The organism is Acinetobacter calcoaceticus, assembly GCF_016508255.1.
GTDB lineage: Bacteria > Pseudomonadota > Gammaproteobacteria > Pseudomonadales > Moraxellaceae > Acinetobacter > Acinetobacter calcoaceticus_E.
The window spans coordinates 40473-64301 of sequence record NZ_JADVKT010000008.1; the positions used below are offsets into that span (position 1 = coordinate 40473).

At 41.0% G+C, this 23829-nt stretch carries 23 protein-coding genes; 19 read left to right on the forward strand and 4 right to left on the reverse strand.

Going from position 1 to position 23829, the window contains the following annotated elements; translation table 11 throughout:
* Window positions 1-10: 10 nt before the first annotated feature.
* Both I5515_RS14545 and I5515_RS14550 read right to left on the reverse strand, forming a co-directional pair.
* On the reverse strand, window positions 11-364 hold the full coding sequence (locus I5515_RS14545; RefSeq protein ID WP_016139140.1) for a hypothetical protein: 354 nt from the start codon (window positions 362-364) through the stop codon (window positions 11-13).
* A gap of 91 nt (window positions 365-455) precedes the next feature.
* Entirely contained in the window at window positions 456-1874 is a 1419-nt protein-coding gene (locus I5515_RS14550; RefSeq protein WP_199968104.1) for a GGDEF domain-containing protein, read from the reverse strand.
* Window positions 1875-2298: 424 nt separating this feature from the next.
* Here I5515_RS14550 and ndhC point away from each other — a divergent pair, with 424 nt between their 5' ends.
* The 16 genes from ndhC (at window position 2299) to I5515_RS14630 (ending at window position 19113) form a co-directional block, all read left to right on the forward strand.
* On the forward strand, window positions 2299-2850 hold the full coding sequence (ndhC, locus tag I5515_RS14555; RefSeq protein WP_016139138.1) for an NADH-quinone oxidoreductase subunit A: 552 nt from the start codon (window positions 2299-2301) through the stop codon (window positions 2848-2850).
* 6 nt (window positions 2851-2856) lie between these two features.
* On the forward strand, window positions 2857-3534 hold the full coding sequence (locus I5515_RS14560) for a NuoB/complex I 20 kDa subunit family protein (protein ID WP_002050353.1): 678 nt from the start codon (window positions 2857-2859) through the stop codon (window positions 3532-3534).
* Window positions 3535-3618: 84 nt separating this feature from the next.
* The gene (nuoC, locus tag I5515_RS14565) at window positions 3619-5406 is read left to right on the forward strand and encodes an NADH-quinone oxidoreductase subunit C/D (protein ID WP_016139137.1); all 1788 of its coding nucleotides are present in this window, start codon (window positions 3619-3621) and stop codon (window positions 5404-5406) included.
* 13 nt (window positions 5407-5419) lie between these two features.
* Window positions 5420-5929 (forward strand): NADH-quinone oxidoreductase subunit NuoE, encoded by a 510-nt coding sequence (nuoE, locus tag I5515_RS14570; protein ID WP_199968106.1) that lies wholly within the window; start codon window positions 5420-5422, stop codon window positions 5927-5929.
* Window positions 5926-7257 (forward strand): NADH-quinone oxidoreductase subunit NuoF, encoded by a 1332-nt coding sequence (nuoF, locus tag I5515_RS14575; RefSeq protein WP_199968108.1) that lies wholly within the window; start codon window positions 5926-5928, stop codon window positions 7255-7257. The genes nuoE and nuoF overlap by 4 nt, the downstream gene beginning before the upstream one ends.
* An 11-nt stretch (window positions 7258-7268) precedes the next feature.
* Window positions 7269-9953 carry an NADH-quinone oxidoreductase subunit NuoG gene (gene nuoG, locus I5515_RS14580; RefSeq protein ID WP_199968109.1) on the forward strand — a complete coding sequence of 895 codons (2685 nt, stop codon included), beginning with the start codon at window positions 7269-7271 and terminating at the stop codon, window positions 9951-9953.
* A 3-nt stretch (window positions 9954-9956) separates the two neighbouring features.
* The gene (gene nuoH / locus I5515_RS14585; protein WP_004703499.1) at window positions 9957-10973 is read left to right on the forward strand and encodes an NADH-quinone oxidoreductase subunit NuoH; all 1017 of its coding nucleotides are present in this window, start codon (window positions 9957-9959) and stop codon (window positions 10971-10973) included.
* A gap of 18 nt (window positions 10974-10991) precedes the next feature.
* Window positions 10992-11534, forward strand: coding sequence for an NADH-quinone oxidoreductase subunit NuoI (gene nuoI / locus I5515_RS14590; RefSeq protein ID WP_003653469.1), 543 nt, complete (start codon window positions 10992-10994; stop codon window positions 11532-11534).
* Window positions 11534-12052 (forward strand): NADH-quinone oxidoreductase subunit J, encoded by a 519-nt coding sequence (gene nuoJ / locus I5515_RS14595; RefSeq protein ID WP_014205902.1) that lies wholly within the window; start codon window positions 11534-11536, stop codon window positions 12050-12052. The genes nuoI and nuoJ overlap by 1 nt, the downstream gene beginning before the upstream one ends.
* The gene (gene nuoK, locus I5515_RS14600; protein WP_003653467.1) at window positions 12052-12360 is read left to right on the forward strand and encodes an NADH-quinone oxidoreductase subunit NuoK; all 309 of its coding nucleotides are present in this window, start codon (window positions 12052-12054) and stop codon (window positions 12358-12360) included. Before nuoJ ends, nuoK begins: the two co-directional genes overlap by 1 nt.
* Window positions 12357-14246, forward strand: coding sequence for an NADH-quinone oxidoreductase subunit L (gene nuoL / locus I5515_RS14605; protein WP_004794316.1), 1890 nt, complete (start codon window positions 12357-12359; stop codon window positions 14244-14246). The genes nuoK and nuoL overlap by 4 nt, the downstream gene beginning before the upstream one ends.
* 1 nt (window position 14247) lies before the next feature.
* Entirely contained in the window at window positions 14248-15846 is a 1599-nt protein-coding gene (gene nuoM, locus I5515_RS14610) for an NADH-quinone oxidoreductase subunit M (protein ID WP_199968110.1), read from the forward strand.
* Window positions 15847-15848: 2 nt separating this feature from the next.
* Window positions 15849-17345: an NADH-quinone oxidoreductase subunit NuoN gene (gene nuoN, locus I5515_RS14615; protein WP_199968112.1), complete on the forward strand. Its 1497-nt coding sequence runs from the start codon at window positions 15849-15851 to the stop codon at window positions 17343-17345.
* Window positions 17346-17445: 100 nt separating this feature from the next.
* Window positions 17446-18081, forward strand: coding sequence for a uracil phosphoribosyltransferase (gene upp / locus I5515_RS14620; protein WP_199968114.1), 636 nt, complete (start codon window positions 17446-17448; stop codon window positions 18079-18081).
* 117 nt (window positions 18082-18198) lie between these two features.
* Window positions 18199-18492, forward strand: a complete 294-nt coding sequence (locus I5515_RS14625; protein ID WP_199968116.1) for a cold shock domain-containing protein — start codon at window positions 18199-18201, stop codon at window positions 18490-18492.
* Window positions 18493-18657: 165 nt separating this feature from the next.
* On the forward strand, window positions 18658-19113 hold the full coding sequence (locus I5515_RS14630) for an excalibur calcium-binding domain-containing protein (protein ID WP_199968118.1): 456 nt from the start codon (window positions 18658-18660) through the stop codon (window positions 19111-19113).
* Window positions 19114-19124: 11 nt separating this feature from the next.
* On the opposite strand, the gene gigC is transcribed toward I5515_RS14630, so the two are convergent.
* On the reverse strand, window positions 19125-20009 hold the full coding sequence (gene gigC / locus I5515_RS14635; RefSeq protein ID WP_199968120.1) for a LysR family transcriptional regulator: 885 nt from the start codon (window positions 20007-20009) through the stop codon (window positions 19125-19127).
* A gap of 86 nt (window positions 20010-20095) precedes the next feature.
* On the opposite strand from gigC, the gene I5515_RS14640 reads away from it, so the two are divergent.
* Window positions 20096-20857 carry a ferredoxin--NADP reductase gene (locus tag I5515_RS14640; RefSeq protein ID WP_199968122.1) on the forward strand — a complete coding sequence of 254 codons (762 nt, stop codon included), beginning with the start codon at window positions 20096-20098 and terminating at the stop codon, window positions 20855-20857.
* A 48-nt stretch (window positions 20858-20905) separates the two neighbouring features.
* On the opposite strand, the gene I5515_RS14645 is transcribed toward I5515_RS14640, so the two are convergent.
* The gene (locus I5515_RS14645; RefSeq protein ID WP_009393815.1) at window positions 20906-21325 is read right to left on the reverse strand and encodes a hypothetical protein; all 420 of its coding nucleotides are present in this window, start codon (window positions 21323-21325) and stop codon (window positions 20906-20908) included.
* A 290-nt stretch (window positions 21326-21615) separates the two neighbouring features.
* On the opposite strand from I5515_RS14645, the gene I5515_RS14650 reads away from it, so the two are divergent.
* Window positions 21616-21843, forward strand: a complete 228-nt coding sequence (locus I5515_RS14650) for a hypothetical protein (protein WP_199968123.1) — start codon at window positions 21616-21618, stop codon at window positions 21841-21843.
* A 227-nt stretch (window positions 21844-22070) separates the two neighbouring features.
* Window positions 22071-23735: a mechanosensitive ion channel gene (locus I5515_RS14655; RefSeq protein ID WP_199968124.1), complete on the forward strand. Its 1665-nt coding sequence runs from the start codon at window positions 22071-22073 to the stop codon at window positions 23733-23735.
* The last annotated feature ends 94 nt before the right edge of the window (window positions 23736-23829 follow it).

A 23829-nucleotide genomic window follows, 5' to 3' on the forward strand; every position in this document is an offset into this window, starting at 1 on the left:
ATTGCATTATTTATAATTGAGTCGCATCTGGTTCCAAAATAGGTTTTCCACTTCTTAAGCTGGTTAACGCATCGGAATTAAAGTCGATCAGTAATGAATTATTTTTTGCATCAATCTGGTATTTTTGAATAAGAGGTTGATCTCCATTAATCGTTTCTATTTTATATTCATCCGCAATATGCAAAATACCTTCTAGGTTTGTTGTGGTTGACGCAAAATCCTGCCTAAATATTTCATAGACATCTCGCAAGTCAAAAATTGCATTGTTAGCATCTGGATGTTTGTGAATATAGCTTTCTATATGTCGCACCAGTAGTTGTGCAAACAAGTAGTAGTTTGGTTTGTGCGTATATTCTAGAGTCATGCATTTTTCTCCTTATTATCTGTTATTAGCATACATGGCAAAATATAGGATATTGTATAAAATTCATTACACTAGATGATTAAATGGAAACCTATAAAGATATAAAAACCCGATTGCGCCCTTGGCGTTTTGCTTGATATAACGCGTCATCTGCTTCTTTAAATAAACTTTCAATCGCTCTATGAGAAGATGGGGAATATAAACTTATGCCAATACTGACTTGTATGAAAATTGGTAATTTTCCATAAATATAAATCGGTTGCTGACTAATTTTAATTCGTATTTGTTCTGCAAGGTCAAAGGCACTCTCCTTGGTTGTATCTGCAATGAAAATTGCAAACTCTTCACCTCCAAAGCGGCCTAACAAGTCATGAGGGTGCAAAATATTTTGAATGGTGGTGACACAGGTTTGTAGTGCACGGTCACCTATTTGGTGCCCATAGTTGTCATTAACTTGTTTGAAATGGTCTACATCAAGCATGAAAAAAGCAGAGGTTTTATTTTCCTTATATACCTTTTCTTGAAGGAGTCTGACTGACTGTAAAAACTGACGCCGAGTAAGGCTAGACGTTAACTCATCATGTGCAATGGCATGTTGAAGTTTCTGAATTAAATCTGAATGCAAAACACTAATGCTAGAGACGGTAAGAGGGGCAATCGTCATCATGATTAACCCAATACGGATTGAGATGGTATTGCTTAAATATTCGTTTGGATAGAGTAAAAGGTAGTGTCCAGAAACATGATAGATAATATAGGCACTGGTAAAGGTCGTAATGAGTGCAACAATAATTGGTTTGTAGCGAATAGCGCACCAGATGAGTGCTGCAATCGGGTAAAGCAAGGAACCTGGACCAGAGTCATAATAACTGGCTGCTATAGAGATAATGACTGCCAAGAAAGGTAATATGTCGATAAATTGCAAACCACGATTTCTTGAAAAATACTGCTTCATCTGACTATAGTAGGGGAGGTTTAATATGATCGGCAAAAGAAGTAGGGCATTTTGCAACTCAGAGGTAAACCAGTAGCCAAACTCATCCCACAAATTGCCGAGCATAAATTTTGTGTTAAACATAGGCACGAAGGTTGCTGCAAATAATGCGCCGATTAAGCTACCAATTCCGCACAGGCCAAATAAAAAAAGATAAGAATAACCTCGATACGCAGCTTTAATATGCTGGTTAAAAAACATATACAGTGCGAAAGTGGTAACCACATAAATAAAGTTAGATGTGGTTAAAATCAGTGTAAGAGCAAAGGGTGTGCCCTGAATTAGGTCGGCAAGGACATAGCCTGCGTAAGCACCTAAAAAAGTGCTTGGCCGCCGAGTACTGGGAAAGCGAATAAGTAAACCGAGTAAAACAGAGTTGGCAGGCCAAAAAAACGCGAGAAAACTCAGCGGTCGAGAGGCGATACCAATAAAACAACATACCGTAATAATGAAGCCAAAAAGGAGAAAAATTTTTAAAGAAGAGAGAAATGAAAATTCACGAAGTGAGTATGGCATCAGCTGCCCTTAATGATAAACACTCTTATCCAAGAGTAATAAAATATTATGCATGACTAAACATTCATCATAATTCAGAGGGGAAGTTGAATACAATAAAAAACAAACTAATATTATAAAAAAGTAAGTTATAAAAACTTAATAGTCGAAGAACTGTGTAATTAATCTAAAATTAAAAAATGAAAAAAATCATCATAAACAAAAAAACTATTAAATAAACCGATTATGTGCGGTGAAACCCCCCTTACAACCCATAGAAGAATAGTTTTACCTAGAAAATCATCCGAAAGACTAAGACGCTTCAACTAGCATGCGAAATTAGAAATCAGGTACAATTGGCGGGATTAATTTTGTGTTTGGTGTATTTGAAGGCCAATACATACATTCTTTGTTAAATAATAGGCCTGCCAGGAGTTATCCCCGCATGAGTGCCATTACTCCATACGACTGGGCGATTATCGCCTTCGTGATCGGCGTTACATTTCTTTGCGTCTTTATGCTCACAGTTCCCTTACTCCTCGGGGGGAAATCGTGGGGGCGTGCTAAGCAAGAGCAGTTTGAATCGGGTGTCGTGAGTGCTGGTGGCGCTCGCATTCGCCTGTCTGCAAAGTTCTATTTAGTTGCAATTTTCTTTGTTGTCTTCGACTTAGAGGCACTTTACCTCTATGCATGGTCTACTTCTGTGCGTGAAGTAGGGTGGTTGGGATATACCACTGTCGTGATCTTTGTCGTTGATTTATTGATTGCGCTTGTTTATGCCTTCTCTGTAGGTGCTTTAAGTTGGTCACCAGCAGATCGCCGTAAATCAGCAGGTGAGACGATTAAAATCGGTTCACCAACAATGAACATTGCTGAAATTACACGCTTTAACTCTATTGAAGAGCTCGTAACTGACCCTACAGGCCAGATTCCAGCTCAATCATCAGGTCGTGTTAAGTCAAAAACTACACCTGCATTGTCATCTGAAAAGGAGTAAGTCGGGATGAAATATACTCTGACCCGCGCGAATCCGGATGCTGATCAATACCCATTGCAAGAACGTCAAATCGTGACAGATCCATTAGAAGAGGAAGTGAATAAAAACGTATTCATGACTCGTTTAGAGGATGTCTTGCATACAGCAGTAAACTGGGGGCGTAAAAACTCCTTGTGGCCATTTAACTTTGGTACCTCATGTTGTTACGTCGAGTATGCAACCACCCTAACAGGTGTGCATGACTTGTCACGTTTCGGCGCAGAGGTTATCCGTGCTTCACCTCGTCAAGCTGATTTGATGATTGTTGCAGGGACCTGTTTCGTAAAAATGGCACCAGTTATTCAGCGTCTATATGAACAGATGTTAGAGCCTAAATGGGTCATCTCGATGGGTGCTTGTGCAAACTCTGGAGGTATGTACGACATCTATTCAGTAGTTCAAGGTGTAGACAAAATTATTCCTGTTGACGTGTACGTCCCAGGTTGTCCGCCTCGTCCTGAAGCATTAATTCAAGCTTTAATGCTTTTACAAGACCAGATTCAATTAGAGCGACGCCCGCTTTCTGCCGTGATCGGTGATGATCTTCAGCCAGTGTATAAGCCAAAGATGATGCCAGAACGTGACCGTAAGAATGCGCAGCGTATTGCCGTTAAAAACTTACGCTCTATGGATGAGATTAAATAATTTTTTGACGGTGCTTTGACATATCTAACCGATATGTTCATCGAGAAAATTGACAGAATTTGTATTAAATAGGAAGCCAAGCCAATGGCTGAAACTGACATTGCTATGCCAGAGTCAACACCAGTTGATTCACGCCCAGCATTTGCAATCGTAGAAGAACTCAAAACCAAATTTGGTGAGAACTTTTACGTGCAGGCGACTTTTGAAGAGTTTCCAACAGTCTGGGTTGAGCGCGCACGCGTGCAAGAAGTCCTTATGTTCCTACGTAAAGTGGAACGTCCATATGTAATGTTGTTTGACTTATCTGCGATGGATGAACGTTTACGTGTTCATCGTGATGGTTTACCAGCATCTGACTTCACTGTGTTCTATCATTTATTATCGCTTGAGCGTAATAGTGACATTCGTATCAAGGTTGCCTTGAACGAAAATGATCTTAACCTTCCGACAGCGACCAATATCTGGCCAAATGCCAACTGGTATGAACGTGAAGCTTACGATATGTTCGGTATCAATTTCGAAGGGCATCCAATGCTCCGTCGTATTTTGTTGCCAACGTATTGGGAAGGTCATCCGTTACGTAAGGAATATTCAGCACGTGCGACAGAATATACGCCGTACATGCAAGACAAAGCGAAACAAGACTTTGAACAAGAGCACTTACGTTTTGTGCCAGAAGACTGGGGTCTTAAGCGTGGTAACGCTGACGAAGACTTTATGTTCCTGAACTTGGGTCCTAACCATCCATCTGCACATGGTGCGTTCCGTGTTGTATTGCAGTTAGATGGTGAAGAAGTGAAGGACTGTGTTCCTGATATCGGTTATCACCACCGTGGTGTGGAAAAGATGGCTGAACGTCAAACATGGCATTCTTTCATTCCTTATACTGACCGTGTCGACTACTTAGGTGGTTGTGCTCAAAATATGCCGTATGTCATGGCTGTAGAGCAAATGGCAGGAATTAAAGTTCCTGAACGTGCTCAGGTCATTCGTGTCATGTTGAACGAATTGTTCCGTATTAATAACCACTTGTTGTTCTGTGGTACAGCAATTCAGGATGCCGGTGGTATGACACCAGTATTCTATATGTTCGCAGACCGTCAAAAAGTTTACGACATTGTTGAAGCAATCACGGGTTACCGTATGCATCCAGCATGGTTCCGTATTGGTGGTACAGCACACGATCTTCCAAATAACTGGCAAAAACTTGTTAAAGAATTGCTAGAGTGGATGCCTAAACGCTTAAACGAATACTACACAGCAGCATTGAAAAACTCTGTGTTTATTGGTCGTACGCGTAACGTTGCACAGTACGATGCTAAGTCTGCACTCGCATGGGGTGTGACTGGTACTGGTTTACGTGCAACAGGTATCGATTTTGACGTTCGTAAATATCGTCCATACAGTGGCTATGAAAACTTCGATTTTGATGTGCCAGTTGAGTATGAAGGCGATGCATATGCACGTGTACTCGTTCACTTCCGTGAAATTACTGAGTCGTTAAAAATTATTCAACAGTGTTTGGATAACATGCCTTCTGGTCCATATAAAGCGGATCATCCATTGGCTGTTCCACCACCGAAAGATAAGACATTACAAGATATTGAAACCTTGATTACGCACTTCTTGAGCGTTTCATGGGGTCCTGTCATGCCAGCGGGCGAGTCATCATTTATGACTGAAGTGGTTAAAGGTGCAAGTACGTATTACTTGACTTCAGATAAATCGACGATGAGTTATCGTACTCGTATTCGTACACCGACCTTTACTCACTTACAGCAAATGCCTGCAGTGATTAACGGCAGTTTGGTATCTGACTTAATCATTTATCTGGCGACCATTGACGTGGTTATGGCTGACGTGGATCGCTAAGAGGTAACACATAATGATGATTTTGACTGATAAAAAGCCACGTGTGAATGTTGAAGGAATTTTGACTGCGGAAGAAATTCACGATATCGAACATCACATTGGTCACTATCCATACCCTCGTGCAGCCTCTTTGGATGCATTGAAGTGTGTACAGCGCCGTAATGGTTGGGTAGATGACGCTCAAATGAATGCCATCGCACAGTTATTGTCGATGAGTGTTGCTGATTTGGAAGGTGTTGCAACATTTTACAACCGTATCTATCGCCAACCGGTAGGTCGTCACGTAATTTTGCTTTGTGACTCAATTGCTTGCTTCTTGATGGGTGCTGAAACACTTGCTGAAGCATTCCAACGCGAATTAGGTATTCAGTTTGGTCAAACGACAGCAGATGGTCGTTTTACGCTGCTTCCAATTTGCTGTCTAGGCAACTGTGACAAAGGCCCAACTTTAATGATTGATGAAGATACTCACGGTTTAGTTGAAGTGACATCGGTCAAACAGTTATTGGAGAAGTATGTATGAATACTGAACCAAAACCAATTTATGGCGACGGTAATCCAGAAACTCACCCACTAACTTGGCGTTTAAGTAAACGTGACGAAGTTCGTGGTGCTGATGATTACGAAGCACTTGAAGGTTATGCTGGCTTTAAAAAAGCATTAGGCATGAAACCTGCTGAAGTGTTAGATGTCATTAAAGCTGCAACCGTAAAAGGTCGTGGTGGTGCGGGTTTCCCCGCGGGTATTAAATGGTCATTAATGGCACCAAATGATGGTGGTCCACGTTATTTGATCTGTAATGCCGACGAAATGGAACCCGGTACTTTTAAAGACCGTTTGTTGATGGAAAAACTTCCACATCAATTGATCGAAGGGATGTTAATTGCGGGTTATACCTTAGAGGCAACTCATGGTTATATCTTTATCCGTGGTGAATACATCGAGGCAGCTCAATATCTAAATGAAGCCCTAGAACAGATTCGTGCTAAAGGTTATTTAGGCGAAAATATTTTAGATTCTGGCTGGAATTTTGAGTTGCATGTACATACGGGTGCAGGGCGTTATATCTGTGGTGAAGAAACTGCATTGATTAACTCGCTTGAAGGCCGTCGTGCTAACCCTCGTACTAAGCCACCGTTCCCGCAAGTTGCAGGGGCATGGGGCCGTCCAACAATTGTGAACAACGTTGAAACTTATAACAACTTGCCAGCAATTATGCTTCGTGGTCCAGAGTGGTATATCGGCCTATCAGCAGGTAAATCAAAAGACCCAGGCACTAAGATTTATGGTGCGTCAGGAAAAGTAAAATTCCCGGGTCTTTGGGAATTGCCATTTGGTACAACTGCACGTGAAGTGATTGAAGATCATGCTGGTGGTATGCGAGAAGGCTTAAAGCTCAAAGCATGGTTACCGGGCGGTGCTTCAACTGACTTTTTACCAGCAGATACCATTGATTTACCAATGGATGCAGACACGATTATGAAAGCAGGTTCTCGTTTGGGAACATGTTTATTGATGGTCGTAGATGAAACACAGTGCATGGTATCACTCACTCGTAACTTAGAAGAATTCTTTGCGCGTGAATCATGTGGTTTCTGTACACCATGTCGTGATGGTTTGCCATGGGCTGTTAAAGCGCTTAAAGCACTTGAAGCAGGCGAAGGTAAGAAAGAAGATATCGACCATTTACAAGAATTGACTCGTAAATTATGGATCGGTAAAACTTTCTGTGCCCACGCACCAGGTGCGATGGAGCCGCTTATGGGCGCACTAAAACATTTCCGTGGTGAGTTTGAAGCGAAAGTGACGACTCGTCCTGTCGTGCAAACCAGCAACGTAGAACAAGCTTAAGGAATTCGACTATGGCTACAATTCATGTCGATGGAAAATCGTATGAAGTCAACGGCTCGGAAAACTTGCTACAAGCATGTTTGAGTCTGGGCATCGACATCCCATATTTTTGTTGGCATCCATCCTTAGGTTCGGTTGGTTCTTGCCGTCAATGTGCTGTTACGCAATATGCGAATCCAGAAGATACGCGTGGTCGTTTGGTCATGTCATGCATGACACCAGCATCTGACAATACCTATATCTCAATTGAAGACAAAGAAGCAACGGATTTCCGTGCATCTATTGTTGAATTTTTGATGACGAATCACCCACACGACTGTCCAGTCTGTGAAGAGGGTGGTCACTGTCATTTACAAGATATGACTGTGATGACTGGTCATGACCGTCGTCGTTATCGCTTTACAAAACGTACGCATTACAACCAAGAACTCGGCTCATTCATTGCACATGAAATGAACCGTTGTATTGCTTGTTATCGTTGTGTTCGTTACTACAAAGACTACGCTGGCGGTACAGATTTTGGTGTATATGCCAATGCATCTCGTGTTTACTTTGGTCGTCCAGAATCAGGTACTTTAGAATCTGAATTCTCAGGTAACTTGACTGAAGTATGTCCAACAGGTGTATTCACTGATAAGACTCATTCAGAGCGTTATAACCGTAAGTGGGACATGCAGTATGCACCAAGCGTGTGTCAAGGCTGTTCTTCTGGTTGTAACATTTCTCCGGGTGAACGTTATGGTGAAATCCGTCGCGTAGAAAACCGTTTCAATGGTTCAGTTAACCAATACTTCCTTTGTGATAAAGGTCGTTTTGGCACAGGTTATGTAAACCGTGCAGACCGTCCACGTCAGCCTCAGTTCCGTAACGGTGAAACTGTTGCAACTGTTTCTGTCGATCAAGCTCTAGATCAAACGATTGCGAAGCTTCAAGGCAAAAAAGTTTTGGGTATTGGTTCTCCACGCGCAAGCTTGGAATCAAACTACGCATTACGTGAGCTTGTAGGTCAGGCAAATTACTCAACTGGTGTTGCGCAAAAAGAGCAAAACCTTGTTGAACTTGCTGCATCTATCATGCAAACCGAGGGTATTTACAACCCGAACATGCGTGAAATTGAAAGCTATGATGCTGTTCTGATTTTAGGTGAAGACCTGACTCAAACTGCACCACGTATGGCTTTGTCTGTTCGCCAAGCTGCGAAAAACAAAGCTCGCGAAATGGCTGCAAAAGCGCGTACCCCAGACTGGTTGGCTGAACCTGTACAACGTATTGGACAAGAAGCAAAATCTCCGATCTATATCTTGGCTGCAACTCAGACTCGTCTTGCCGACGTTGCAACTGGTGAAGTTGTTGCTTCTCCAAATGACATTGCACGTTTAGGCTTTGCCGTAGCAGCAGCAGTGAAAGGTGATGTAGTAAATGGTTTAGATGACGATGCAAAAGCATTTGCTCAAACCATTGCTGACACTTTAAAAGCAGCAAACAAACCATTAATCATTGCAGGCACAAGTTTGCAAGATGCTTCTATTATGGAAGCTGCGACTGAGTTGACTCAGAACTTAGGTGCTAAAGCTGGTTTAAGTCTTGTAGTTCCTGAAGTGAACTCTATGGGCTTGGCATTGTTTGGTGGCTTAAGCCTTGAACAAGCATTTGCTCAAGACTACGACACACTTGTTATTGTTGAAAATGACTTGTTCCGTCGCTTACCTGCTGCTCAAGTAAAAGCTGCACTAGATAAAGCTGAAACAGTAATTGTACTTGATCACAGTGAAACTGAAACTGTGAAACAGGCTGATATTGTACTTTCAGCAGCAAGCTTTGCTGAAGGTGACGGTACTGTTGTAAGCCAAGAAGGTCGTGCACAACGTTTCTACCAAGTTTACGATCCAAGTTACTACAAACCTGAATATGCAATTAAAGAATCATGGCGTTGGTTACATGCCATTGAAACTGGCATTAAAGGTAAGGCTGTAGATTGGACATTGCTTGATGATGTAATTGAAAGCATCGTAAGAAATGTACCAGTACTTGAAGCTATTCAAGATGTGGCACCTGATGCAGGTTACCGTGTACATGGTTTGAAAATTGCACGTGAACCACGTCGTTATTCAGGCCGTACTGCAATGCGTGCGCCGTTATCAGTTCATGAACCTAAACAGCCTACCGATCTAGATTCAGCATTAACATTCTCAATGGAAGGTTATGTTGGTCCGCAAAAAGCATCATCATTAGTACCATTTGCGTGGGCTCCGGGCTGGAACTCTCCGCAATCTTGGAACAAATACCAAGATGAAGTGGGTGGTCACTTAAAAGGTGGTGATTCTGGTGTTCGTTTATTTGATCGCTTAGCAAAACGTCCTGCACGTAGCTATGTTGCTCCAGTGCCTGTAGTTGCAAACCCTGAAAGTTTCCGCTTAGTACCAATGCATCATATTTTTGGTTCAGGTGAATTCACAATTAAAACACCTGCAATGGAAACTCGTATTCCAGAAGCGATGTTTGCAGTGGGTGAACAAGATGCAACTCGTTTGAACCTTCAAGATGGTCAACGTATTACAGTAAAAGCAGGTGAAACCAGTGTGAGCTTGCCTGTACAAGTAATTGAATATTTACCTACAGGTTATATTGGTTACCCAGTTGGTTTAGCACCAATGGTGTCACTAGCTGAGCCTGTTTCAGTGGCTTTAGGAGTGTAATTCATGAATCAAGAAATTATACGTCAAACGCCACTTTGGGCTGAGAACTGGCCAATTGCCTACGCTGTAGTTCAAGCAGTTGTGATTTTGCTTGTTGTTGTTTTAGTTGCAGCGTTGATGTCTTTTATTGAACGTCGTTTGCTTGCTTGGTGGCAAGACCGTTATGGTCCAAACCGTGTTGGTCCTGGTGGTATGTTCCAGATCGTTGCCGACATGCTCAAGATCATGTTCAAAGAAGACTGGACACCAAAATTTGCTGACAAACTTACATTCCGTTTAGCACCAGCTGTTGCAATGGCAACAGCGGTTCTTTCATTCATGGTAATCCCGGTGAGTCCTTCACTGGGTGTTGCCGATATGAGTATCGGTTTGTTGTTCTTCATGGCAATGGCTGGTATTGCAGTCTATGCAGTATTATTTGGTGGCTGGGCTTCAAATAACAAATACTCATTGCTTGGTGGTTTACGTTCAGCTGCTCAAACCATTTCTTACGAAGTGTTCTTGGGTATCTCATTGATGGGTGTGGTTGCAATTGCAGGCTCATTTAACCTTCGTGAAATTGTTGAAGCACAACGCGATGTTTGGTTCGTTATTCCACAATTCTTAGGTTTCTTAATTTTTGTGGTTGCTGGTGTCGCGGTAACTCACCGTCATCCATTTGACCAACCAGAAGCAGAACAAGAATTGGCTGAAGGTTACCATGTTGAATATGGTGGTATGAAATGGGGTATGTTCTTCGTTGCTGAATATGTCAACGTAGTACTTATTTCTGCATTGATCGTGACTTTATTCTTCGGTGGCTGGTTAGCACCATTCAATTTAGAAATTCCATTTGTTCCGCCAGTATTCTGGTTTGTGATTAAAACAGCATTCTTTGTAATGATGTTTGTTTTGGCTCGTGGTTCTTTAATGCGTCCACGTTATGACCAAGTCATGAACTTTGGTTGGAAAATTTGTTTGCCATTGGCGTTGGTCAACTTGTTAGTGACTGGTGCTGTGATTCTGATGAATCAGGCCTAGGACAGCAGGGAGTACAAAATGTATAAATTTCTAGCTGGATTCGGATCGATTGTACGTTCGTTATTTATGGTATTTAGCCATGTAACGCGTAAACGTGACACGATTTTATATCCAGAAGTACCGGCTGAACAGATTGTGCCGCCACGCTTTCGTGGTCGTATTGTGTTGACGCGTGACCCAGATGGGGAAGAGCGTTGTGTGGCATGTAACCTATGTGCGGTTGCGTGTCCGGTTGGCTGTATCTCATTACAAAAAGCAGAAACAGAAGATGGACGTTGGTATCCGGAATTTTTCCGCATCAACTTTTCACGCTGTATTTTCTGCGGTATGTGTGAAGAAGCTTGTCCAACAACTGCGATTCAGATGACACCAGATTTCGAACTTGGTGAATATGTACGTCAAGACTTGGTTTATGAGAAAGAAAACTTACTCATTTCAGGTCCGGGTAAATACCCAGACTACAACTTCTACCGTGTAGCTGGTATGGCAATTAACGGTAAAGAGAAAGGTCAGGCGCAAAAAGAAAGTGCACCAATCGATGTACGGAGTCTATTACCATGATGTGGCCGTTTTATTTGATGGCACTCGTGGCCATCGTTTCTACGGTTCGTGTAGTGACTAACACGAACCCTGTACACGCTTTACTTAGTCTAATTGTTTCATTGCTTGCTGTTGCTGGTATTTTCATGATCGTGGGGGCGCCTTTTGCAGGTGCTCTTGAAATCATTGTTTATGCCGGAGCAATTATGGTTCTGTTTGTCTTCGTGGTGATGATGCTAAATTTAGGTCAACACACTGTAGAACAAGAACGTAAATGGCTTTCTTCAGATGCTTGGGCATATCCAGCACTCATGAGTTTCTTACTCGGCTTGCTTTTGGTTTGGATGCTTGGTGGTGAATACACCACAATTTCAGCACCACTTGGGGCACAAGTGATTGGACCAAAAGTAGTTGGTCAAGCACTCTTTACTCACTATTTACTATTGGTTGAAGTTGCCGCGATGTTATTGCTAGCAGCCCTTGTTGCAGCATACCACTTAGGTAAACGTGAACCAGGTGCAGAAGAGGAAAAAGAATAATGGGCCAGATTCCTTTAGAACATGGTTTGATTGTTGCAACCATCCTTTTTGCACTCGGTTTTTACGGTGTAATGGTGCGACGCAACCTATTATTTATGTTAATGAGCCTTGAGGTCATGATGAATGCTGCTGCATTGGCATTTGTTCTTGCGGGTAGCGTATGGGCACAACCAGATGGACAAGTGATGTTCATTCTGATTTTGACCCTTGCGGCAGCAGAGGCATGTATCGGTCTTGCGATTGTCCTTCAGTTCTATCATCGCTTCCATCATTTGGATGTGGATGCTGCTAGTGAGATGCGCGGATGAGTTATTTATATCTAACAGTATTATTTCCGCTAATCGGTTTTATTTTATTGGCGGCAGGACGAGACAAGCTCTCTGAAAACGTTGCAGCAATTATTGGTGTGGGTTCTGTAGGTTTATCTGCATTATTTGCACTGATTGCTGGAATGGCATTTACTACTAGTGGTCAGCAAGTTTTTGTTCAAAACCTGTGGACATGGTTCAATGTTGGTGGTTTTGCACCGGGCATTAGCTTACATTTAGATGGCTTATCTTTACTCATGATGGGCATGGTTACAGGTGTTGGTTTCCTAATCCACATCTTTGCATCATGGTACATGCGTGGTGAAGAAGGTTATGCGCGTTTCTTCTCTTATTTCAACCTGTTTGTTGCCAGCATGCTTGTGCTTGTACTGGGTGACAACTTGGCGTTGTTATTCTTAGGTTGGGAAGGCGTAGGTCTTTGCTCTTATTTGCTTATCGGTTTCTATTATGCAAACCCTGCAAATGGTTGGGCTGCGATCAAAGCATTTACAGTTACCCGCGTAGGTGATGTATTCTTACTGATCGCTTTATTCTTGCTTTACCAACAATTTGGTACGCTTAATACTCAGTACATCGTTGAACATGCAGCAGAAGTAATGACGAAGAGTTCGTCACTTACCATCTGGACTGCATTAATGTTGTTCTTGGGTGCTGCTGGTAAATCTGCTCAAATTCCATTGCAAACATGGTTAGCAGACGCGATGGCAGGTCCAACACCTGTTTCTGCATTAATCCACGCAGCAACAATGGTAACGGCTGGTGTGTATTTATGCTGCCGTCTATTTAGTGTATTTGAACTTGCGCCTGAAGTGATGCAATTCATTTCGGTAACAGGCGCCGTGACTTTGTTAGTTGCAGGTTTTGCTGCACTTGTTCAAACAGACATCAAACGTATCTTGGCTTACTCAACAATGAGTCAGCTTGGTTATATGTTTATGGCTGTAGGTGCGGAAGCTTATCAAGCTGGCTTGTTCCACATGTTGGCTCACGCATTCTTCAAAGCTTTATTGTTCTTGTCTTCTGGTGCGGTGATTCTTGCTTACCATCACGAGCAAAACATCTTCAAAATGGGTGGTTTGTTCAAACGTAACAAATTCCTATTTGCTTGTTTCGCGATTGGTGGCGGTGCATTAGCAGCTATTCCATTCTTGACGATTGGCTTCTTCTCTAAAGATGCGATTCTTGGTGAAGTTTGGGTACAAGGTCAATCAGTTGCTCTATACCACACCTTATATTGGGTGGGTGTAGCAGGTGCATTCCTGACTTCAATCTATACATTCCGTTTAATCTGGGTTGTATTCTTTGGTCAAGAAAACACGCCTTACCATGAAATTAAAGGCGCAACTTACTGGGCTCCATTGGGTATTTTAGCTGTACTGTCTACTTTTGTTGGTGCCGTATTAAAAGCACCTGTAGCTGGTATTCTGAATACTGCAAAAATTCCTGAATTCCATGTAGCTGAACAATTTGTAGAAGGCATGCATGGGGCAGAGCATTTAGCAGTAGGAATTGCGCTAGTGGGTCTAGTTGTTGGTATAGCATTATTTACATTTGCTTATGGTGCAGTGAAATCATTTGCTCAAACAAGTTTGGGTTCAGGTTTGGCACATATTTGCCGTACCGCTTTTGGTTTTGATGCATTGTATGACATCGTTTTTGTTAAACCTTATTTATTCTTCGCCAAAATCTTTGGCCGTGACCCGATTGACAGTTTGTGGTTAGTTCTTCCTGCACTTGTGAAAGGCGGAAATAGTTTTACAAGCTCACGTCAAACCGGTTCATTGCGTGAATACGCATCAAGTATGTCACTCGGTGTAGTGGTGTTATTGATGATCTTGATCGTTATTCAGGTAGTGGGGAAATAAAATGGAAAACAATTTAATTTTACCCGCGCTGATTCTTGTTCCGTTCATTGCTGGTTTTATTTGTTGGTTAGTCGATAAGCTCGACAAAACTTTGCCACGTTGGATTGCCTTAATTGGTATGCTCATTACTTTGGGCTTAGGTCTTGCACTTTGGCAAAATGGAACTTATAGCTATGAGATGGGTTCAAAAATCCCAACTTGGTCTGCTGAGTTCTATTTACCGTGGATTCAATCCCTCGGTATCGGCATCCACCTTGCTGTAGATGGCTTATCTTTACTCATGGTGTTATTAACAGCATTACTTGGTGTGCTTGCTGTTGGTTGTTCATGGGGCGAAATTCAAAAGAATGTTGGTTTCTTCCATTTAAACCTCTTATGGAGTTTAGGTGGCGTTATCGGTGTATTCTTAGCGATTGACCTGTTCTTGTTCTTCTTCTTCTGGGAGATGATGCTTGTACCAATCTACTTCCTGATTGCGTTATGGGGTCATAAAGGTTCAAACGGTCGTTCACGTGTTTACGCAGCTACTAAGTTCTTCCTTTACACGCAAATCGCTGGTTTAGTGATGTTAATCGGTATTCTTGGTCTTGTAGTTTATGGCTACATGATGACCGGAATGATCGGTTTTGATTACAACTATTTATTAGCTGTAGCTAACCACTTACCGCCTAGCTTAGCGTATGGTTTCATGATCTGTTTCTTCATCGGTTTTGCGGTGAAGTTACCAGTATTCCCATTACATGGTTGGTTGCCAGATGCGCATGCTCAAGCACCTACAGCAGGTTCTGTAGACTTAGCGGGTATCTTGATTAAAACAGCTGCGTATGGCTTGCTTCGTTTTGTTATTCCATTCTTCCCAGCAGCTTCTGCACAGTTTGCAGATATTGCGATTATTTTCGGTTTGATTGGTATTTTCTACGGCGCATGGTGTGCTTACCAGCAAACTGACATGAAACGTTTACTTGCGTATACGTCGATTTCACACATGGGCTTTATTTTACTTGCAATCTACGCAGGTAACATTTTGACCTTCCAAGGTCTAATGATCATGATGTTGGCACATGGTTTGTCATCAGCTGCATTGTTCATTATGTCTGGTCAAATCTACGAACGTTTACATACACGTGACTTGCGTTTAATGGGTGGTCTTCGTGGCCAACTTCAGTACTTGCCATTTTTCTTGATGTTCTTCGTTGCTGCTCTTGTTGGTGTGCCAGGTTTAGGTAACTTTATTGGTGAATTCCTGATCTTGATGGGTTCATTTAATAAATATCCTGTATTCACGATTCTTGCTTCTATCAGCCTTGTATTTGCAGGCTTATATGGCTTGATTTTGATTCACCGTACTTTATTTGGTGAACCAAATCCTGAACAAAAGCAACACTACACTAGTCCACTAAAAGACTTATCTGCTCGTGAAGTTGGTATTTTGATGATTTGTGCGATTGGTCTCGTTTGGCTTGGTATCTACCCACAAACATTCTTGGATGTATCTCATTCAAGCATGCAGTGGTTTGTCAATAGTTATGTGCCAGTTCAAGAAGTCGTTGAAACTGTTCAGCAAACAGCTACTCAACTTGACCATGTGGAGATCCAATAATCATGAACTTCACAGTATCATTCGCTACGCTTATGCCTTTAGCTCCTGTGATGATTGTTGCTTTGACAACAGTCGTCGTCATGCTGTTAATTTCAATTAAGCGTAATCATAATTTAATCGCAACAACTTCTGTTGTTGGTTTAAACCTCGCTGCACTTTATATTTTATTTGAAGTATTTGGCGGTAAGTTTGTACCGGCAAATGTGATGGGCATGTTTATGGTTGATCCATTTACCATGTTCTATCAATTTATGATTTTGATCGCGGCGTTGGCTTGTTGTACTTTGTCTCACGCTTACATCGAAACCTATAAAGACAACCGCGAAGAGCTCTATCTTTTGTTACTTGCTTCAGTAGCAGGTGCAATGTTGATGGTTGCAAGTTCTCACTATGCATCGTTCTTCATTAGCCTTGAGTTAATGTCGATCCCTGTATATGGCTTACTTGCTTATACTTATCAACGTAGTAGTTCACTTGAAGCTGGTATTAAATATCTTGTACTTTCAGCGACAGCTTCTGCAATGCTGTTGATGGGTATGGCATATATCTATGCATATACTGGTTCACTTTCATTCTATGATTCTGTACAGGCGTTATTTGGTGCAATCAAACAGCCAATGGTGTTATTAGGTTTAGCACTCATTATCTTTGCTGTTGCATTTAAATTATCGCTTGCGCCGTTCCATAAATGGACACCAGATGTATATGCAGGTGCACCAGCGCCAATGGCAACTTTCTTGGCAACCGCTGCTAAAGTTGCAACAATTGGTTTGTTCGTGCGCTATATGCTTGCTTCAGGCGCAATTATGGTGGATTCGTTAGTCACTATTTTGACAATCATTGCTGTATTGTCGATTTTAGTTGGTAACTTACTCGCTGTTCGTCAAGTTAACTTAAAACGTATTCTTGGTTATTCATCTATTGCTCATTTTGGTTATTTGTTAATTGCTTTAATTAGCATGACTTATGCGAGCTTGGGTAGTGTAACTGTATATGTGGTGTCTTATGTATTAACAACTATCGGTGCTTTTGGTGCGGTAGCGTTAATGTCTAGCCCATATAACAACGTAGATGAAGCACAAAGTCTTGCCGACTACCGTGGTTTGTTCTGGCGTCGTCCGGTACTTACAGCAACTTTAACAGTCATGATGTTATCTTTGGCTGGTATTCCATTAACAGCAGGCTTCATTGGTAAGTTCTTGGTGGTAATGGCTGCTGTAACAACTCAACACTGGTTCTTGGCTGCAATGGTTATTGTGGGTAGTGGTATTGGTTTGTACTATTACTTACGTGTGATGGTTGTCATGTATATGACTCCACCAGAGACTCCTCGTATTGATGCAGATGCTCATTGGGGTCAAAAAGTAGGTGGTTTAATGGTATTGGCTGCTGCTGCATTAGTTATTATTTTGGGTGTTTACCCAGATCCAATGATTAATTTGGCATTAAAAGCAGAAATTTTATCTCCATTACATTTCATGCTTTCACAACAACAATAATTCTAGTGTACAAAAAAGCCTCCAAATCTGGAGGCTTTTTTTTATTGGGCATTAAAAAAAGATTATAATAAATACGTTTTTATATTTTTAGGTAACATCTGTGGCCATTCAAGAAATTCGTCACCCACTTATTCGTCATAAATTAGGTTTGTTGCGTCGTTCTGACATCAGTACTAAAAATTTCCGTGAGCTTGCTCAGGAAGTGACTATGTTGTTGACTTATGAAGCAACAAAAGATTTACCAGTTGTGGATTGTGAAATTGATGGATGGGCTGGAACCGTTACTACACAGCGTATTGCTGGTAAAAAAATAACGGTTGTACCGATTTTACGTGCAGGCATTGGTATGCTAGATGGCGTACTTAATTTAATCCCAAGTGCAAAAGTGAGTGTTTTAGGTCTTGAGCGTAATGAAGAAACATTAGAAGTTCGCACTTATTATAAAAAATTGGTTCCAGATGTCGCTAATCGTCTTGCAATGATTATCGATCCAATGTTGGCAACTGGTAACTCATTAGTTGCTGCCATTGATGTACTAAAGGCGAGTGGCTGTAAAGATATACGTGTTATGGTGCTAGTTGCTGCTCCAGAAGGCGTTGCTAAAGTTGAAGCAGCTCATCCAGATGTACTGATTTATACAGCATCTATTGATAATGGCTTAAATGAACAAGGATATATTGTTCCTGGTTTAGGTGATGCCGGCGATAAAATTTTTGGTAGTGTCCAAAAAGACTAATTTTTGAAATAACGATAAAAAGAGACTTAATCAAACCGTAGTGTTTTGAGGGCGGATTGAAAGTCTCTTTTTAATTTTCTGCTGTAATGACAGTATTGGAAAAGTAGGATAAAGATCATGAAGCAAGAATTTTATACCGGAAAAGTTAAACAATATGATCCTGAAAAAGGATTTGGTTTTATTGGCACGGCTGAGGGAGATATTTTCTTTCATATTTCGGATTTTCCTGCATCGGAAGGGGAACCGAAAAGAAATGAAAAAGTGAAATTTCTTGCTGTAGATAATCAGGGGAAATTTAAGGCTGTAAAGATTGAGCGTATCGATCCTAATCCGTCTAAAACCAAAAAAACTCAAATCACCGATCATAATAAAGCGATTACAACAGAGTTGTTATCACATTTCCGACGCTAATCGTGTTCTCAATCTTCAGCGCTATCTTGGTACTGAGTTTATGAGGCCAGCAGAGAAGATTTGTGATTGCGTGTGGAATGAGTAAGTAATACAAAATTAAGGGAGGTGTTAGCTTCCCTTAATCTTCTTAAGCAATAAATAATAAAATGAAAAGAATGGGGATGTATGTTACAACGGGGAAAAATTAAACGCGGCAAATCCAAGCTAAATTCAAGTGAGTATATAAGTCTATTTATTGTTGGTATTTTGGTTATTGTTGCATCTGTTACTTTTATGGGATTACGCTCTCATCAGCAGGTTCAGCAACGTGCTTCACAAGAAAAAGTGCAACTATTAATACAGCAACAAAAACAAATTGTTGAAGCACAGCGTGCAGCTTTGGGTAAATTACCAGATGTTCAACTTTCTGAAAGAACGAAAAAGGCTTTAGCACTTACATCAGAAAAAGTCCCAGAACGGGTAAATCATGAAACATTAGCTTTTCATTGTGATGGTCGGATGTACTGTACCCAAATGAGCTCTTTAGAAGAAGCACGTTGGTTCGTACGAAATTGCCCAAACACTAAAATGGATGGCGATCTTGATGGTGAGCCATGTGAGAATGACTCAAGATGGCACTAGAAGATCAGGTTTTAAATCTGATCTTCACAGAATTGTAAAAATGCTTTGAGGCCAGGGCCTTGATATTTTTGACGGTGTACCAACATGTAAAGCGGGCGAGTCAGTTGCCAGAATGGCGTATCTAAAATAACGAGTTGTCCTTTTTCAATTAAAGGTTCAATAGCGAGTTTAGAGATACAAGACATTCCTAAACCACCTGCAACGATTTTCAAGATTGCTTCATTGTGACCGAGGGTTAGGCGAATATTTGCGTCTGGTAGGTCTTGCAAAATAGCATTATCAAACACTTCACGAGTTCCCGAACCTTCCTCACGTAAAATCCATTCGGCTTGATAAAAATCGTGTGCAGTTAAAGGTCGGTTTAAACGTGCTAGAGGGTGACTAGGGGAGCAGCATACTGCAAGCTCATCATCTCGCCAGTGAATACATTGGAGTTGAGGTAGGTGACATGAGCCTTCAATTAGTGCTAAATCAAGCTGAAACTGATTGACTGCTTCAATCATTTGGCGTGTGTTGCCTACCTGTAATTGCAAATGTGCTTTAGGGTGATGTTGTAAAAAGTTCGCCATTAAATCTGGCATGAGGTAATCACTGATCGTTAGAGTTGCCCCAATACGTAAATCAATGCTTTGTAACTCACCTTTTGCAGCTTGCTCAAAAGCTTCACAGCGACCTAATATTTCTAGCGCTTGTGGCAATAAAAAGCGACCAAGATCATTAAGTTGTAGTCGTTTACCTAAACGGTCAAATAGAGGAGCACCAAGACCATCCTCTAAATCGGCTAAAGCCATACTTGCTGCACTTTGCGTCAGTCTGACCGCATCACTGGCTTTGGTGACAGTTCCTTCTTGAGCGACTGCTACAAAAACAGCCAACTGGCGTAATGTCATGCGCATGTTTAAAAAGCCTTAACGTTTAAAAGTATTCATTATTTCGGCTGTCATGCTAACATGAGCGCACTATTTCATGCCACGTTGAAATCATGTCAATTGAAAAATTTAGCGTAGAAAAAGTTTTATCTGTACACCGCTGGACACCAACTCTTTTCAGTTTCACTATGACCCGCCCTGCACATTTTAAATTCACCGCTGGGCAGTTTGCACGTATTGGATTGAAAGTTGGAGAGGAACTTGTTGTTCGTGCCTATTCGGTGGTGTCTTCTCCATTTGATGAAACGCTAGAATTTTTCTCGATTGTGGTACCTGATGGTGCATTTACATCAAATCTTCAATATTTGAGGGTAGGAGACGAGCTTTATTTAGAAAAAATACCTTATGGTTATCTTACTTTAGCTCGCTATCAACAGCCTTTACCGCATGATTTATGGTTATTAGCAACGGGTACAGGTTTGGCTCCGTTTTTGTCGATGCTACAAGACTTCGACACATGGTCTAAATATCAAAAGATCAATTTGGTTTACAGTGTACGTACTGCAGCTGAGTTAGCTTATGTCGATCGTATTCAAGAGATTGCTGAAACCTTTGGAGAAGGGCACGTCGGTTTTAAATTTATTCCAATTATCACTCGTGACCCATCAGCGCAGCTACATGACCGTTTACCAGTTTTGATTGAAAACGGTGAATTAGAAAAAGTTGCTGGTATAGAATTGAGCCCTGCAACAAGCCATGTCATGCTTTGTGGAAACCCAGAAATGGTGGATGATACGAAAGAGGCTTTAAAACGCCGTGGTTTGACGATGAATCGTCGAGGTGAGGGGAATATTGCAGTAGAAAATTACTGGTAACAAACGACAATTAAAAGAACTTTAAAATTATTTTTATGGATATGTTTATTAATGGACAAACATATCCATAAATTCACGAATTTCTGCAATTGCACTGTCTACGTCGCTTGAAAGCCAAGTAGGTTCAAAAAGGCCTGCATAATGTTCTAAACGGTCTTGGGGAACAACTAAGCGAACAGGACAATCTTCTTCAAGTAGACGCCAAGGTAAAATCGGAACTTCATTGTCCAAAAAAATATTGATATTACGAATATCAACAATCATCGCGTTAATGCAGTCAGGAAATGGCATGACTGAAAACTCTTCAGTGCGACGACGAAAATACTCTAAATCACCCCATTTGAGTTCATAACTTGGTTTATTAAATTCAATAATACCAATGAGATGTTCATCTCTTGTCTGGTGTAGATAACATTGATGTGTGACGTCAGTGTCGAGATCAAGAGTTACGTTTTGCTGACGATACATCATAAAATAGAGCAGCTTTAAAACAAGGGGGCTTATTATAGCCTATTTTCTAAAAAGTAAGCGCTAAAACATATTGTATTACAAATGGGACATAGACGAAGTTCGTGAATAACTAGAAATTATTTTTGATTGTCTAAATTAATGTGTGCAAATTTTATACTATTTTTATTATTTTAAAAGTAGAGTTTTGCAATCACAGACACCTTCGCATAATGCTTTTTCACACAATGCAACAAAGCAAATTGCTATGATGAATATAAAGTTAATGATAATAGAAGAGGGGAAAGAAGATGCATGATTTTTCAAAACCACCTCATGTGACGAGTCCTGAAGAAACTGCGAAAAAAAGAAGATTGCCAGTTTATATTTTAATTATTGTTGGGCTTTTTCTTCTTGCGCTTATTGTCTATATGGTTGCTGACCACAACCAGACTCCTAAACAAGAAGGAGCATTTCAAAATGAGACTGCACCACATGTCATGATGAGTACTTCTGATTTGAAAACTTACAAAGGATAGTAAGCCCACCAGTATATCGTGATAAAAAGCCTTTGGGATGTGACCTAAAGGCTTTTTTTGCAATCTTTTGCATCAATTTGTTGTATTTATGCAGAAGTATGTTGATTGAAAAATATTCAAAACATAAGGTGACATAGACCGCATTTATCGTCATTTTTTACAACGAACTGGTGTTTTTCATTTACTGATAACACTGAAAAGAACATAACAATTGAGGACATAACAATATGAATGAATTTTTTAATGGGCCTCGCGGCGCTCAGTTTGACGCGATGTATTACTGGGATCAGTTTCATCCTATTTTAGCTGCAATTGTCATCTTACTGGTGGGCTGGATAATCGCTTTATTGGTTGCGGCGGGTGTAAAAAAACTTCTGCAAAAATTAAATACCAATGCCAAATTATCTTCGGCTACAGGACGTGCTCCAAATATAGAAGGCCTCGTCTCTAAAGTCATATTCTGGTTTATTCTGATTCTTGCTGTTGTTGCTGCTTTAAATGTGCTCAACATTAGTGGAGTGAGTGGCCCGTTCAGTAATATGGTGAATCAGGTACTCGTCTATATTCCAAATATTATTGCTGCTGCGGTGGTGGGTTTTATTGGTTGGATCGTTGCTCGACTGGTGCGGGCAGGGATTACTAATGTGCTCTCGAGAACGCAACTCGATGACAAACTCAGTAGTGAAGTAGGTGTAGGGGGAATTAGTCAAAATATTGGTGAAATTCTTTACTGGCTTGTATTGTTACTTTTCCTTCCGATTGTTCTTTCAATCTTAGGGTTAACAGGCTTACTTATTCCTGTGCAGAATATGGTGAATGAGGCAATTGCCTTCTTACCAAATATCTTTATTGCTGGCGTTATCGTTTTTGTTGGTTATATCTTGGCAAAAATTGTACGCGGTATTGTTGAAGGCTTAATTAATAGCTTAGGTGTTCAAGCTCAAGCGGAAAAAATTGGTCTTTTTAAAAGCTCTAATGTAGGCAAATTCTTAGGTTCATTTGTTTTTGCCATCATTATCATTACCACATTGATTGTAGCGTTTGAAGCTTTAGGCATTCAGACAATTTCTCAGCCAGCGACAGCAATGCTGAATGAGATCTTACAGGCAATTCCAAACATTATTGCGGCTGGCTTAATTTTACTGGTTGCTTATATTGTTTCTCGTTTTGTTGGACGTTTGGTTGCAGAGTTAATTGCTGGAACGGGTGTTGATGAAATTCCTGCTAAATTAGATGTACAACGTTTTCTAGGTCAAACTAAAGTATCTAGTGCTGTCGGTTGTCTAATCGTATTCTTTACCATGCTTTTTGCAGTATCTGAAGCAGCGAATCGTCTTGGTTTTGATCAAATCAGTGGTCTAATTGCAATGTTCATCCATTTCGGTGCAAACATTCTATTGGGTGCTGTAATTCTAGTGATTGGTTTCTGGCTAGCTAATATTGTAGCGAATGTGGTTCAACGTGGTGAATATAATAGCTCGCGTTGGTTAGGTAGTTTAGTTCGTGTCTTAATTATTGGTCTAGTACTTGCGCTTGGTTTAAGAGCGATGGGTATTGCGGATTCAATCGTTAATCTTGCATTTGGTCTGACTCTAGGTGCGGTTGCAGTGGCTTTCGCTCTTGCATTCGGTTTAGGTGGTCGCCAACCAGCAGAACGACTTTTGACTGATTTGCTAGATAAAGCTAAAAAAGAAGCGAATCAACCAAATCCTCTTTATCAACCACCTTCTAGTACGAGTAGTACGGCTCCAGCCAGACCTACATCTACGCCAACGACTCCACCTTCAACAGTTTCATCTGATGCAAAACCAGCAGATTCTGTACAGGTGAATCCAGCGCATCCCCCAGTGAATAAGCCGTTTGGTTCTACGGGCGAAAATGATGAAATTTAAAGGAATTAAATTAAATTTCAGATAAACAGTACAAAAAATCTTTGATTTTTGTGATAAGTTCGACCACTCTATATTGAGTGGTCGTTCTTTTTTG

Bases quoted from the DNA above. Each gene is read 5' to 3' on its own strand.
- nuoG (WP_199968109.1), top strand. From the start codon at position 7,269: ATGGCTACAATTCATGTCGATGGAAAATCGTATGAAGTCAACGGCTCG.
- nuoM (WP_199968110.1), top strand. From the start codon at position 14,248: ATGGAAAACAATTTAATTTTACCCGCGCTGATTCTTGTTCCGTTCATT.
- nuoH (WP_004703499.1), top strand. From the start codon at position 9,957: ATGAATCAAGAAATTATACGTCAAACGCCACTTTGGGCTGAGAACTGG.
- nuoE (WP_199968106.1), top strand. From the start codon at position 5,420: ATGATGATTTTGACTGATAAAAAGCCACGTGTGAATGTTGAAGGAATT.
- I5515_RS14645 (WP_009393815.1), bottom strand. From the start codon at position 21,325: ATGTATCGTCAGCAAAACGTAACTCTTGATCTCGACACTGACGTCACA.
- nuoL (WP_004794316.1), top strand. From the start codon at position 12,357: ATGAGTTATTTATATCTAACAGTATTATTTCCGCTAATCGGTTTTATT.
- I5515_RS14625 (WP_199968116.1), top strand. From the start codon at position 18,199: ATGAAGCAAGAATTTTATACCGGAAAAGTTAAACAATATGATCCTGAA.
- nuoJ (WP_014205902.1), top strand. From the start codon at position 11,534: ATGTGGCCGTTTTATTTGATGGCACTCGTGGCCATCGTTTCTACGGTT.
- nuoF (WP_199968108.1), top strand. From the start codon at position 5,926: ATGAATACTGAACCAAAACCAATTTATGGCGACGGTAATCCAGAAACT.
- nuoC (WP_016139137.1), top strand. From the start codon at position 3,619: ATGGCTGAAACTGACATTGCTATGCCAGAGTCAACACCAGTTGATTCA.
- I5515_RS14550 (WP_199968104.1), bottom strand. From the start codon at position 1,874: ATGCCATACTCACTTCGTGAATTTTCATTTCTCTCTTCTTTAAAAATT.
- nuoK (WP_003653467.1), top strand. From the start codon at position 12,052: ATGGGCCAGATTCCTTTAGAACATGGTTTGATTGTTGCAACCATCCTT.
- nuoN (WP_199968112.1), top strand. From the start codon at position 15,849: ATGAACTTCACAGTATCATTCGCTACGCTTATGCCTTTAGCTCCTGTG.
- I5515_RS14650 (WP_199968123.1), top strand. From the start codon at position 21,616: ATGCATGATTTTTCAAAACCACCTCATGTGACGAGTCCTGAAGAAACT.
- nuoI (WP_003653469.1), top strand. From the start codon at position 10,992: ATGTATAAATTTCTAGCTGGATTCGGATCGATTGTACGTTCGTTATTT.
- I5515_RS14640 (WP_199968122.1), top strand. From the start codon at position 20,096: ATGTCAATTGAAAAATTTAGCGTAGAAAAAGTTTTATCTGTACACCGC.
- I5515_RS14545 (WP_016139140.1), bottom strand. From the start codon at position 364: ATGACTCTAGAATATACGCACAAACCAAACTACTACTTGTTTGCACAA.
- I5515_RS14630 (WP_199968118.1), top strand. From the start codon at position 18,658: ATGTTACAACGGGGAAAAATTAAACGCGGCAAATCCAAGCTAAATTCA.
- I5515_RS14655 (WP_199968124.1), top strand. From the start codon at position 22,071: ATGAATGAATTTTTTAATGGGCCTCGCGGCGCTCAGTTTGACGCGATG.
- ndhC (WP_016139138.1), top strand. From the start codon at position 2,299: ATGAGTGCCATTACTCCATACGACTGGGCGATTATCGCCTTCGTGATC.
- I5515_RS14560 (WP_002050353.1), top strand. From the start codon at position 2,857: ATGAAATATACTCTGACCCGCGCGAATCCGGATGCTGATCAATACCCA.
- gigC (WP_199968120.1), bottom strand. From the start codon at position 20,009: ATGCGCATGACATTACGCCAGTTGGCTGTTTTTGTAGCAGTCGCTCAA.